Genomic DNA, 12,355 nt, shown 5'->3' with positions numbered 1-12,355 from the left:
CACGGTCAGTTGTTGCTGCATTGTCTGCGGCTTCACGAGTCGCTGCTTCTGCATCAATATTGTTTTGCAAAGTTGTGTCTGCTGCTGCAAACTCAGTACGAATTGCTGCACGGTCAGTTGTTGCTGCATTGTCTGCGGCTTCACGAGTCGCTGCTTCTGCATCAATATTGTTTTGCAAAGTTGTGTCTGCTGCTGCAAACTCAGTACGAATTGCTGCACGGTCATCAGATGCTGCTTGTAACTCGCCATTTACACGTACAGTTTCTGCTGCTGCTTCACCACGTAATACTGTTGCAATATTGTCAGTATGAGTATTCGCTGCTGCTAAAGTATCAGCATCACCCTGAATACGATCAGTAACTTCTTGAGCAATCGCTGCTGTATTTGCTGCAATCTCACCAGTAACATTTACACCTTGAACTGTAAGTGTACCGTCTGCTGCAATCGTAGTTGTACCTGTTACAGTACCACTTGCATCAGTAGTAACAAATTTAACGCCATTGTCATCTAAAGTTTGTGTGGTTGAGTTTGTACCGCCGTGTAATACGAGAGCACCATTTGCACCATTGCCATTGATACGGCTTGTTGTGATACCTGATGCATTTACAGAAGTTGTTTTTGTTCCAGTTAATGTACCATCAACTGTAGTTGTTGAAGTTAAGACAATTGAATCACCTTCAATCGTTGTATCACCAGATGTACGAGTTTTTGTTGGTTCATCATAAATGGTTTTAACAGTGTTAACACCATAATACTCATCTTGTGTTTGTGGATTGCCATCACGATCCAAGATACCAATTGCAGCACGATTTTCTTCTAACTTAACTTGGTTAGATAACGCCTGACCATTAGCAACTTCATCTTGTCCAGGAATACGATTGCCTGTTACTGGATCAATTTGTAATAAGTCACCTTTAATATCAACTGTGGTATCACGAGTTTTGCTATTAGAAAAATCAACTTTCTGACCATTAATTGTTGATTGACTTGCAATAACATCTTCTATTTTTGTGTCATTTAATGTCTGACCAGTCTTATTACCTGTAAAAGGTAATGCTGCTTTTTGACTAGCATCTAACTCAACTTTTGTGTATGTGTATTTTCCAGTAACAGGATCAACTACAGATGATTTAGTATAGTATTTATCAGTCAATGTACCAGTGCTTGGATCTTGTTCAGTAATTTTATATACATCATCAGCGATGCCAGCAATTGTACCAGCATTATATTTTTGCGTTGTTGAAATACCCGAGGTTGATGTACTTGTATTTGGTACTCCAAGGCTATTTGCATTCACAATGTTTACAGCACTTGCGGTCAATGTCCCTGTTACAGTTGCATCTGTCGCATTTAATTGAGCCGTTGTCACATTCGTTGCAATACCTGCGGTAATTAATGCATCACCTATTTGGCGATCTGTAATTTCCTGATTGATGGTATTGGTATTGATTGAAATGTCAGTTGTATTTTGCGCAAGAGTAGAACCCACATCCTGACCAGCAACAAATAATTGGCCTGCATTCACAGTAGTTGCCGTCACACTCATTAATGCATCTGTATCAAAAGATGGTGTTACTGCTGTATCTATTACATCTGCCATGACTGAACTAGATGCAGCAATTGCAATTGCTACTGCTGATAATTGAAAAGATTTTTTCATAAAAAAGACATCCTATTTTTGAAGCATAAACTTTTAATATCACTAAGCAATTACATTCCAGTTCTAGATTTGGAATTGTAAAGCCCAGAGAGCTGTCGTATCGCTTGAGTTATTGGCCTAGATCACTTACTCGTTTCATACAAAACTGATATAGAACAAACAATCTAGACACCCCTATGTTGCCGATTGTAATTTTACTTTAAAATTTTATCAATTAAAATTTGATTAAAAATACAGATTTATTTGAAATAAAAAGAAAATATGTTCTTACAACCAACTAACATATTGAAACAAATAAATTTTTAATAGAATAATATTTTAATAACCAATAACTTTATCAATCAAAAATTGATTTAAAAATGCTAAGGTTAATTAGGGTCTGTTGACATTTGCTGTATAAAAAATAGCGAGTAAGTAAAATTCAATCTCCAAACCAAATTCACTACTCGCTATGCCTCGCACAATGCTGAATGATCAACACTGGTCAAAGTTAGAATCTTGCGGAGCGATGCTCCTCATGCGTAATTTTGATATTTATCTCATACGAAATCTTCGAAATTTTATTGAAGCTATTCTTTATCGAATTAGAACAGGTTGCCCATAGCGAGATTTACCACCAGATTTTGGCAATCCAAATTCGATATTCAAAAAATATAGTCGTTGGTCTAAACACAATAAGCTGATGAAGATATTTAAATTAATCAGTAAACATACAGATAAAGCGTGGATTATTATTGATGGTTCTCATATCAGAGCACATACACTCTGCTTGATTAAAAGATCAAGCTATCTCAAAAAGCATTGGTGGGAATAGTTCAAAAATACATTTAGCCGTTGATTCTTATGGTAATCCAATTGAAATTATCATCACGAATGGAACAACACATGATGTTAAAGTTGCGCCTGAGCTAGTTGAAAAATTAGATTTGGAAGAAACTGATGTCTTATGTGCAGATAAGGGTTATGATTCTGAACCACTACGAGAGCAAATAAGCGCGACGAATACAAAAGCCAATATTCCCCGAAAGTCAAATACGCAGTCCAACAATAATCATATGGATTGGAATTTATCTCTGTACACGACAAATTTCATAGGGCCCTTGTCCTATCAGGCTTTTTGTTTCTTAAAATTGCTAGCACTTTCTTAAATTCTTCTTTTTTTCCAAAACCAATCAAACGTAGAATAGCCATTTGAACATAGTCCAAACCGTAGCGAAATAAACTTACTGAAAGTCGTCCATGCTTCTTTATTTTTATCGCTTTTTTTCGATCATGTTGCCATTCACCTGTTAAATAGCACCAACAGAAACAGCACGGAAATGTATATTGATACCCTTTAAGAGCAATAAAATAAAAAAGGTCGCTAAAAATAGCGACCTTTTTTTACAACAAAATATTTTGTGAGTAACAATGTGAGTAATTTATAAAAATACAATAAATAAATCTATAAATTACAAAGAACTACCAACAGGATAAGCAGATTACATCATTCCGCCCATACCGCCCATGCCACCCATATCTGGCATTGCTGGCTTGTCTTCTGGAATTTCAGTAATCATACATTCCGTGGTTAACATTAAGCCAGCAACAGACGCTGCATGCTCAAGTGCAGAACGAGTTACTTTTGCAGGGTCAAGAATACCCATTTCCAGCATGTCGCCATATTCACCAGTCGCAGCATTATAACCATAGTTACCTTCACCGTTCTTCACAGCATTGATTACTACAGATGGCTCATCACCAGCATTGGCTACGATTTGACGAAGCGGAGCTTCGATTGCACGACGAAGAATGTTGATACCTACGTTTTGGTCATCGTTAGCACCAGTCAGACCATCAAGTGCAGATGCAGCACGTACCAGTGCAACACCACCACCCGCAACAACACCTTCTTCAACCGCAGCACGAGTTGCGTGAAGCGCATCATCCACACGGTCTTTCTTCTCTTTCATTTCAACTTCAGTTGCAGCACCAATTTTGATGACTGCTACACCGCCTGCTAATTTAGCAACACGTTCTTGAAGTTTTTCTTTGTCATATTCAGAAGTAGATTCTTCGATTTGCGCACGGATTTGCTGAACACGCTCAGAAATCTGATTTGCATCACCAGCACCATCCACAATCACGGTGTTTTCTTTAGAGACTGTAACTTTGTGCGCGCTACCCAAATGCTCTAGTGATGTTTGCTCCAAAGACATACCAATTTCTTCAGAAATAACCGTACCGCCTGTCAAGATTGCAATATCTTGAAGCATTGCTTTACGACGATCACCAAAACCAGGCGCTTTCACCGCACATACTTTGATGATGCCACGCATGTTGTTCACAACAAGCGTTGCCAGCGCTTCGCCTTCAACATCTTCAGCGATGATCAGAAGAGGCTTACCTGTTTTTGCAACCGCTTCTAGGACAGTAATCAGTTCACGAATGTTGCTGATTTTTTTATCAACAAGAAGAATGAACGGGTTTTCAAGTTCTGCAGTCAAAGTATCTTGTTTGTTCGCGAAGTATGGCGAGATATAACCGCGGTCAAACTGCATACCTTCTACAACGTCAAGCGCGTCTTCAAAGCCTGAACCTTCTTCAACAGTGATTACGCCTTCTTTACCAACGCGTTCCATTGCTTCTGCAATTAACTTGCCCACAGTCGTGTCCGAGTTTGCAGAAATAGAACCTACTTGCTCAATCGCTTTCGTGTCAGAAGCAGGTTTAGCCGTTGCTCTAATGTCTGCAACGACTGCCTTTACAGCAAGGTCGATACCACGTTTCAAATCCATTGGGTTCATGCCCGCAGTTACAGATTTGATGCCTTCATTTAAAATGGCTTGTGCAAGTACTGTTGCAGTGGTCGTACCGTCACCTGCGATATCATTGGTTTTGCTAGACACTTCACGTACAAGCTGAGCACCCATGTTCTCAAACTTGTCTTTCAAGGTGATTTCTTTCGCAACAGATACACCATCTTTAGTGATGTGCGGCGCACCGAAAGAACGGTCAATCACTACGTTACGACCTTTAGGGCCTAAAGTTACTTTAACTGCGTCTGCAAGTACGTTTACACCTGCGATCATTTTTGTGCGAGCTGAATCACCAAATTTTACGTCTTTAGCTGACATGTTTAACTCCAAATATTTTTAAATAATGTTCAAATTTGCTTTGAATATGAGTTCTGAACTTAGCCTTCAAGTACCGCTAAAATATCAGACTCTTTCATAATTAGAAGTTCTTCACCGTCTACTTTAACTGTGGTGCCTGCATAAGTACCAAACAAGACTTTGTCGCCCACTTTTACATCTAAAGCGCGCACGCCATTGTCTGTGATTTGACCATTCCCTACTGCAATCACTTCACCTTGGGCTGGTTTTTCTGCAGCAGAACCTGGAAGCAAGATACCGCCAGCTGTTTTTGTTTCTTCTTCAACACGACGAATAACTACACGGTCATGTAATGGACGAATGTTGCTCATAAATAACTCCATCAGACTAGGTCTATGTACAGATTCCTGATGACGACTTATTTATTCCTTTGGTCATCATCAAAATAAATTTTAGATGACACAGTTGTGGGGATGGAAAAAAACGCTTCAAGGGGAAAAGCTAAAAATTTTTCAATTTTTGTTGTTTTTTTAGACAAGTTGGCTAGATCGGTGATTTATTCTGCATTTTGTTGCCACAACACAAATTGCTTTTTTTCAGCATCAAAAATGTAATGCTGCACATCACCATTGTTACACAATACATTTAAGCTATTCGGCATACCTTGATGCAAACGATATGAAATTGCAGTACCCGCATGAATATCCAGCACAGGATGCGCTGCGCCTAAGGCATAAATTTGATTTAAGTCATATACTGCGGGTTGATGTAAATGCCCATGCAGCAAGGCATATAAACCATTTTTACTCCACTGCTCTAAGGCAATTCGCCCCAACACTGGGCAATCTTTAATACCGTGACGATCATCTGGTGGTGTATAAAATGGTTGATGCGCCACCAAAATTTTTAACTTATTTGTGGGCGCAGCTTGTAGCAAAGCTTCAACTTCCTGAATTTGATTCAAAGAAATATGCCCACGAGTATGAAAACGTCGCCGAATACTGTTCACCCCTATCACATAAAAATGGGCGGTTTCCAAAATTGTTTCCATACGCCCAAAAAACAACTGATACCGCGCAAACGGACTAAAAAAACGATTCCAAAGATGATATAGCGGAATATCGTGATTTCCTGGCACAACCAAATACGGTAAATTCAAACTGTCTAAAAAATGCTTACAAGCATAAAACTGTGCATAGCGTGCACGTTGGGTTAAATCACCACTGACCACAACCGCTTCCGGTCGCATACTTGCACACAGTTGTTGTACTGCCTGCATACAAGCCACATTTTCAGTGCCAAAGTGCAAATCAGACAGATGCAGCAGCATGCGGCACCTTAATCTTCAATGCATTTTTCAATACAGAAATACGCAGTGGTGGGCGCATTTTGACAATTTCTCCATCAAGCGCCACGGTCAGTTGTTGGCGTTTACTATGAATGACCACCTGCTCTGCTGCAAAACTGTACATATCATTGGCTTGCTCAGCCTTCCCCTGAATTAATTGCCACAGAATTTTAAATAAAGTCAATTTATCGGACTTTGCCACTGCAACACCTGCGACTTTGCCTGCTGCAGCAGCTTTGGCAATACGTAAATTCATTTCAGACAGTTGTAATTGATTATTCCCAAAGAAAATGAGCGGCGTTTTCAGCGGATAGCGCTTTGTATCGACCTCTATTTCTAATTTTAATTCTTTACGGTCACGCAGCAGTACATCTAAAGCCGAGGTATAGGCATGTAAAGGAAAGCGTCCTAAATAACGGTTATAACGCTCACGTTTTTGAATAAATAAAGGGTATAAACCCAAACTGGCATTATTTAAATAGATGTGTTGATTGATTTGTGCCACATGCACAGCACGCGTACTGCCAGTTGCGATGACATGCGCTGCTTCAATTAAATCTAGCGGAATATTCAGTAAGCGCGCCACATAATTAAACGTGCCCAAAGGCAAAATACCCATGGGGATAGATGTCCCTTTTAACTTTGCAGCAACCGCATTTAAAGTACCATCTCCACCCGCTGCAACCACAACACCGCTTAACTGCGCTGCTTGATGCCGTGCTAACACCTGTTGCATCAGTTGATCAAAATTGGCGATTTCACCCATTTCAAACAATTGGATTTCAAAACCATGCTGTGACAAAACATGCAACAGTTCTTCATAGACACCTTCTTGCTGTGTGGCATGAAATCCTGATTTTTGATTATAAATAAGAGATAAAGGCTGTAATGTTGTCGACATTTTCTTCAATCATTTTAAAGCTTTTGCTCTAATTTCGACCAATTGATGCAGAATGAAAAGCAGCTTTATGTAAAAATCGAATGATGACCATTCATTAAATCAATAATCATTCTTTATAAAATTTAAGCTATAAATATATGTTTTAATTAAAAATAATTAAAATAAATAATGCCCATATTTTTTTTAAATAATGATAAATAGAACACAAAAAAGTTGTAAGCCCATGTTTCATATATGTTATTCATTATTTATATGGGTATTTTTCACATAAAGCTAAATCAAGCCTATGTCTTATTTTTTTTATGTTTTTGTGCTTTAATACAGCCACTTTTTTTTCATATTTCATCTGAACCATGTACCCCATCGTTCAGATTGTACTTTGTACACGACTTGTACACATTTAAGATAGGCCTCACCATGACCCAAGTGAACGCACCAGAATTCGTTCGTCACCCTAAGCTTATTGCATGGGTTGAAGAAATTGCAAAGTTAACGAAACCAGCAAAAATTGAATGGTGTGACGGTAGCGCAGAAGAATATCAACGTCTAATCGACTTGATGATCGCTAACGGCACCATGCAAGCATTAAACCAAGAAAAACACCCTGGTTCGTACCTTGCAAATTCTGATCCTTCTGACGTTGCTCGTGTTGAAGACCGTACTTACATCTGCTCTGAAAACAAAGAAGATGCTGGTGCGACAAACAACTGGGAAGCGCCAGCTGAAATGCGCGCTAAATTAAACGGTTTATTCGACGGCTCAATGGCTGGTCGTACCATGTATGTGGTTCCATTCTCTATGGGCCCATTAGGTAGCCACATTGCGCACATCGGTATTGAATTAACTGACTCTCCTTATGTTGCTGTCAGCATGTCTAAAATGGCTCGTATGGGTAAAGCTGTTTATGACGTATTGGGCACAGATGGCGAATTTGTTCCTTGCGTACACACTGTGGGCGCACCATTGGCTGAAGGCGAAAAAGACGTTGCTTGGCCATGTAACAAAGAAAAATACATCGTACATTATCCAGAAACTCGCGAAATCTGGTCGTATGGTTCTGGTTACGGCGGTAACGCATTATTGGGTAAAAAATGCTTAGCGCTTCGTATTGCTTCTGCAATGGGCCGTGAACAAGGCTGGTTAGCAGAACACATGCTTATTTTAGGCGTGACCAATCCACAAGGCGAAAAACACTACATCGCAGCAGCATTCCCTTCTGCATGTGGTAAAACCAACTTTGCGATGTTAATTCCACCTGCAGGTTATGAAGGCTGGAAAATTGAAACTGTAGGTGACGATATTGCTTGGATCAAACCAGGTGAAGATGGTCGCTTATATGCAATTAACCCTGAAGCTGGTTTCTTCGGTGTTGCTCCTGGTACAAACACCAAGACTAACCCGAACTGTATGGCAACTCTGCACAAAGACGTGATTTATACCAACGTTGCTGTGACTGACAACGGCGAAGTATGGTGGGAAGGTCTATCTAAAGAAGTTCCTGCAAACTTAACCAACTGGAAAGGTCAACCACATACTGGCGCAGAAAAAGCAGCTCATCCAAATGCGCGCTTCACTGTTGCAGCGGGTCAATGTCCTTCTATTGATGCTGACTGGGAAAATCCAGCAGGTGTTCCAATTTCAGCGTTCATCTTCGGTGGTCGTCGTGCAGACACAGTGCCTCTAATTTCAGAAGCATTTGACTGGGTAGATGGCGTATATAAAGCTGCAACTATGGGTTCTGAAACTACTGCAGCAGCCGTTGGTCAACAAGGTATTGTACGCCGCGACCCATTTGCAATGCTTCCATTTGCTGGTTACAACATGGCAGACTACTTCTCTCACTGGTTAGAAATGGGTGAGAAAGTTGGCGAAAAAGCAAAAGCTGCAGGCAACAAATTACCAGGTATCTACAACGTAAACTGGTTCCGTCGTGATGCAGAAGGCAACTTCGTATGGCCTGGTTTTGGTCAAAACATGCGTGTACTTGAGTGGATCATTGATCGTTGCGAAGGTCGTGCAGAAGCTGTTGAAACTCCAATTGGTTTTGTTCCAACGTATGAGCAATTGAACTGGACTGGTTTAGATTTCTCTAAAGAGCAATTTGAAACTGTAACAGCGCAAGACAAAGAACAATGGATCAAAGAGTTAGAAAGCCACACTGAGTTATTCAACAAACTTGGTGAGCGCCTACCTGCTGCATTGAAAGCACGTCAAGCTGCTTTACTTGAAGCGGTTAAATCTGCGTAATTCAACGCTGATTGCTAAGAAAAGGTCACTTCGGTGACCTTTTTTATTGCCCTAATATTTTAGTTGCTAAAAACATCAACATTCCAGCTTCAACATCCCCAGCTGATGTGTAAATACTAAATAATACGAAGATTCAAGGTAAAAACATGACATCATCAAAACACACTTATCACCCCCCAATATAGACAGCCTACCACATCACCAACAAAGCCATGCTTTGTCCACTCAGCTATGGCATACTTAAAACAAGAATGAAATGACATCAAAACATGAGACATGATCATGAATAAAACCATGAAGAATACAATGATTATTTTGGCTATGACGGGACTTGGGTTAGGTTTATCCGCTTGTCAAAGTTTGCCAGAGCAAAACGAGAATAGTTTTGTTGGCTATAAAGTCGAAAGCAAAACTGATCGCACTGCCGTATTGGCTTATACGCTTGCAGGACGTCAAAACCAACAGCGCGATGAAAGTAAATTACAGCGTGCCTGCCAAAAAGAACTTGGTGCGCATAAAACTTATCAATTGCGGATTTTAAGTATTAATGAAGTGGTGAATCCTGCAGCCAACCAACAAGACCCGTATGGTCGCCAACTTGGGCAAAGCCGCACCTCTATTGGCTTATCGAACACACCTGAGCTACATAGCAGTGAAAACTATGCTACACGTCAGGCCTTAGATGCTCGCCCAAGCACACTGCGCATTGTGCGTTATAGCTGCAATTAATTCGCGCCACAAAACTGGCTTCCTATAAGACGTGATGAGTTATCGCGTCTTATAAAAACTCACATTACGGAACTCTTTGGCTTCATCCAAATCTGGCCATGTGGTCGCGCTGCGTTCATCTATTTTTATATATTGTGGATGACTAAAGTTTTTCACTCGGCTGTCTGCCACCCAAACTTCTGGGGCGAACTTTAAGAACTCATCTAAAAAAAAGCGATTGCATTGATCATAAAGTACATCGGCAGCCAACAATACATCCACTTGTTCTGCTTTGTATAGATCATCTAAATATTCAAGCACCACATCATTCAATTCAGCATTGGCTCGACAGGCTGCAAGGCTAATGGGGTCAATATCACAACAAATTACCCGTTTGGCACCTGCCATTTTTGCAGCAATCGCCACCACGCCCGAACCTGCACCAAAGTCTAAAACGACTTTATTTTTTACTTGCTGCGGTTCTGCCAATAACCATTGCGCCATTGCAAGTCCTGAAGCCCAACAGAAAATCCAGTACGGCGTATCATTCCAAATACGACGAATCACTTCATCATCTAGCTTGTCGGTAGGAAATACTGGTGGAATAAGCCAAAGTGAAATAGGCGTTTCAGGCAATTGCTGTGCCAGTAATTCACAATTTGGAATTACATCATGTAAAGCATCTAAAAGATGTTCAGGGGCTTTAGGAAATTGAAAGGTACAGCTCATTGGATTTTTATTCGTTCTAATTTAAAAAGTTCCCTCTGCTTTTTTAAAGGAGAGGGAGCATTCATTATTTTTACAATGAATTCCCCACTCTTTTTTAGGAGAGTTAGGGAGAGAATTTTTAAGCCCTCATCCCAGCCTTCTCCCTGAGCCGTATACGGCGCAAGAGAAGGAGCATCCATTATTTTCACAATGAATTTCCCCTCTCCTGAGCAAAATTTAAAGCACTGCTTTTAAATTGAAGCGCAAGAGAGGGTTAGGGAGAGGTCTTCATCAACCTAACGCTTTCTCAGCAGCTTCAACTGTTTGACGAATCAAAGTTGTAATCGTCATTGGGCCAACGCCACCTGGTACAGGCGTATATGCAGAAGCAATCTCTTCAATGCCTTGCAATTGGATATCTCCAACACCACCGCCATCACGTGGATGGAAGCCTGCATCAACAACTACAGCACCTTGTTTGATCCAATCTTTTTGAATCAATTCAGCTTTACCCACTGCACCAACAATAATGTCCGCTTGTTTCACAAAACTTGCAAGATCTTGAGTACGTGAATGGCAAATCGTCACTGTGGCATTTGCTTCAAGAAGCATCGCAGCCATTGGTTTACCTAAAATTGCCGAACGCCCCACAACAACGGCATGTTTGCCTGCGATTTCAATGTTGTTTTCTTTCAGGATGGTCATAATGCCTGCAGGTGTTGCAGAACCGTATGCCGCTTCGCCCATTGCCATACGACCATAACCTAAACAGGTCACACCATCTACGTCTTTTGCAAGTGAAATCGCATCAAAACAAGCACGCTCATCAATTTGCGCAGGAACTGGGTGTTGCAACAAAATACCATGCACATCAGGATTGGCATTCAATTTTTCAATTTCTGCCAATAATTGTTCTGTGGTGGTTTCTGTTGGCAATTCTACTTTTAAAGAATCCATGCCCACACGACGGCAAGCATTGCCCTTCATGCGTACATAAGTTGCAGATGCACCGTCATCACCGACCAAAATAGTCGCTAGAATTGGGGTACGACCTGATTTTGCTTTTAACGCTTCTACACGTGTTAACAGATCAGCTTCAATTTGTTTTGCCAATGCACGACCGTCTAAAATTAATGCCACGGCACATCTCCAAATGTTGATATGAATCAATTTTGCAAATAATACATGATTATTTAGACTATTTTATTCTATATGTCGAATTAATGTGCATCTGCTCATTTAATAGTATTGTTTTTTTTTCAGAGCTTGCTAATATACGCATCACAAGACGCGGCGGGGTGGCAGAGTGGTCATGCAGCGGACTGCAACTCCGTGGACGCCGGTTCGATTCCGACCTCCGCCTCCAATCTTGTAAAACTATGCCCGAGTGGTGAAATCGGTAGACACAGGGGATTTAAAATCCCCCGCCCTCAAAGCGTGCCAGTTCGAGTCTGGCCTCGGGCACCATTTTAAAATAGATTAAAATGGTGCAAATAAAGAACCCAGCATTAAGCTGGTTTTTTTATGCCTAAATTTTAGGTTTTCCCCTCTTTATTCAATACGCAGATTCAAATCTCAAGTGCAACACATTTGTAGTTAGTTGAAAAAGTTAGGTGTATTCATAGAATCATTAGACTTTTTCAACCCGCAATTGGAAAGCACACAATGAAGAAATACACCCAACTTTC

General features: G+C 40.6%; 9 protein-coding genes, 2 tRNA genes and 2 pseudogenes. 5 read left to right on the top strand and 8 right to left on the bottom strand.

The features are described 5' to 3' along the window. Positions 1–1,660, bottom strand: a 1,660-nt coding sequence (locus ACEO2X_RS11830) for a hypothetical protein (RefSeq protein WP_371972067.1), incomplete at its 3' end; no start/stop codon positions are given. A 451-nt stretch (positions 1,661–2,111) separates the two neighbouring features. On the opposite strand from ACEO2X_RS11830, the pseudogene ACEO2X_RS11825 reads away from it, so the two are divergent. Next, positions 2,112–2,808 (top strand): annotated as a pseudogene (locus ACEO2X_RS11825) (IS5 family transposase). Here ACEO2X_RS11825 and ACEO2X_RS11820 read toward each other — a convergent pair. From ACEO2X_RS11820 to ACEO2X_RS11800, 5 genes and pseudogenes are all read right to left on the bottom strand, one after another. Next, a pseudogene (locus ACEO2X_RS11820) lies at positions 2,750–2,968 on the bottom strand (IS4 family transposase); the annotation flags it as partial. The pseudogenes ACEO2X_RS11825 and ACEO2X_RS11820 overlap by 59 nt on opposite strands. A gap of 173 nt (positions 2,969–3,141) precedes the next feature. Continuing rightward, positions 3,142–4,776: a chaperonin GroEL gene (groL, locus tag ACEO2X_RS11815; protein WP_096900991.1), complete on the bottom strand. Its 1,635-nt coding sequence runs from the start codon at positions 4,774–4,776 to the stop codon at positions 3,142–3,144. Between the two features lie 59 nt (positions 4,777–4,835). Further along, positions 4,836–5,126, bottom strand: a complete 291-nt coding sequence (gene groES, locus ACEO2X_RS11810; protein WP_004972131.1) for a co-chaperone GroES — start codon at positions 5,124–5,126, stop codon at positions 4,836–4,838. Between the two features lie 185 nt (positions 5,127–5,311). Further along, complete coding sequence (locus tag ACEO2X_RS11805; protein WP_371972066.1) at positions 5,312–6,085, bottom strand: metallophosphoesterase; 774 nt, start codon at positions 6,083–6,085, stop codon at positions 5,312–5,314. Further along, positions 6,066–7,004: a diacylglycerol kinase family protein gene (locus tag ACEO2X_RS11800; protein ID WP_004972135.1), complete on the bottom strand. Its 939-nt coding sequence runs from the start codon at positions 7,002–7,004 to the stop codon at positions 6,066–6,068. The genes ACEO2X_RS11805 and ACEO2X_RS11800 overlap by 20 nt, the downstream gene beginning before the upstream one ends. A gap of 417 nt (positions 7,005–7,421) precedes the next feature. Here ACEO2X_RS11800 and ACEO2X_RS11795 point away from each other — a divergent pair, with 417 nt between their 5' ends. Together ACEO2X_RS11795 and ACEO2X_RS11790 are read left to right on the top strand one after the other, a co-directional pair. Further along, complete coding sequence (locus tag ACEO2X_RS11795; protein ID WP_004972137.1) at positions 7,422–9,251, top strand: phosphoenolpyruvate carboxykinase (GTP); 1,830 nt, start codon at positions 7,422–7,424, stop codon at positions 9,249–9,251. Positions 9,252–9,545: 294 nt separating this feature from the next. Next, complete coding sequence (locus ACEO2X_RS11790; protein WP_026438295.1) at positions 9,546–9,980, top strand: hypothetical protein; 435 nt, start codon at positions 9,546–9,548, stop codon at positions 9,978–9,980. Between the two features lie 39 nt (positions 9,981–10,019). On the opposite strand, the gene ACEO2X_RS11785 is transcribed toward ACEO2X_RS11790, so the two are convergent. Together ACEO2X_RS11785 and folD are read right to left on the bottom strand one after the other, a co-directional pair. Further along, positions 10,020–10,688 carry a methyltransferase gene (locus ACEO2X_RS11785; RefSeq protein ID WP_004972140.1) on the bottom strand — a complete coding sequence of 223 codons (669 nt, stop codon included), beginning with the start codon at positions 10,686–10,688 and terminating at the stop codon, positions 10,020–10,022. Positions 10,689–10,958: 270 nt separating this feature from the next. Beyond that, positions 10,959–11,807 (bottom strand): bifunctional methylenetetrahydrofolate dehydrogenase/methenyltetrahydrofolate cyclohydrolase FolD, encoded by an 849-nt coding sequence (folD, locus tag ACEO2X_RS11780; RefSeq protein ID WP_180112164.1) that lies wholly within the window; start codon positions 11,805–11,807, stop codon positions 10,959–10,961. A 152-nt stretch (positions 11,808–11,959) separates the two neighbouring features. On the opposite strand from folD, the gene ACEO2X_RS11775 reads away from it, so the two are divergent. Both ACEO2X_RS11775 and ACEO2X_RS11770 read left to right on the top strand, forming a co-directional pair. Beyond that, a tRNA-Cys gene (locus tag ACEO2X_RS11775) sits at positions 11,960–12,033 on the top strand. Between the two features lie 15 nt (positions 12,034–12,048). Then, positions 12,049–12,134: transfer RNA gene (locus tag ACEO2X_RS11770), tRNA-Leu, on the top strand. Positions 12,135–12,355: the final 221 nt, after the last annotated feature.

It is taken from the genome of Acinetobacter sp. AL9 (assembly GCF_041464035.1).
GTDB lineage: Bacteria > Pseudomonadota > Gammaproteobacteria > Pseudomonadales > Moraxellaceae > Acinetobacter > Acinetobacter towneri.
The sequence above is the reverse complement of the archived record's forward strand: the minus strand, read 5'-3'. Positions and strand labels throughout refer to the sequence as shown.

Coding starts and splice junctions, on each gene's coding strand:
- groL (WP_096900991.1), bottom strand. CDS start 4,776: ATGTCAGCTAAAGACGTAAAATTTGGTGATTCAGCTCGCACAAAAATG.
- groES (WP_004972131.1), bottom strand. CDS start 5,126: ATGAGCAACATTCGTCCATTACATGACCGTGTAGTTATTCGTCGTGTT.
- ACEO2X_RS11805 (WP_371972066.1), bottom strand. CDS start 6,085: ATGCTGCTGCATCTGTCTGATTTGCACTTTGGCACTGAAAATGTGGCT.
- ACEO2X_RS11800 (WP_004972135.1), bottom strand. CDS start 7,004: ATGTCGACAACATTACAGCCTTTATCTCTTATTTATAATCAAAAATCA.
- ACEO2X_RS11795 (WP_004972137.1), top strand. CDS start 7,422: ATGACCCAAGTGAACGCACCAGAATTCGTTCGTCACCCTAAGCTTATT.
- ACEO2X_RS11790 (WP_026438295.1), top strand. CDS start 9,546: ATGAAGAATACAATGATTATTTTGGCTATGACGGGACTTGGGTTAGGT.
- ACEO2X_RS11785 (WP_004972140.1), bottom strand. CDS start 10,688: ATGAGCTGTACCTTTCAATTTCCTAAAGCCCCTGAACATCTTTTAGAT.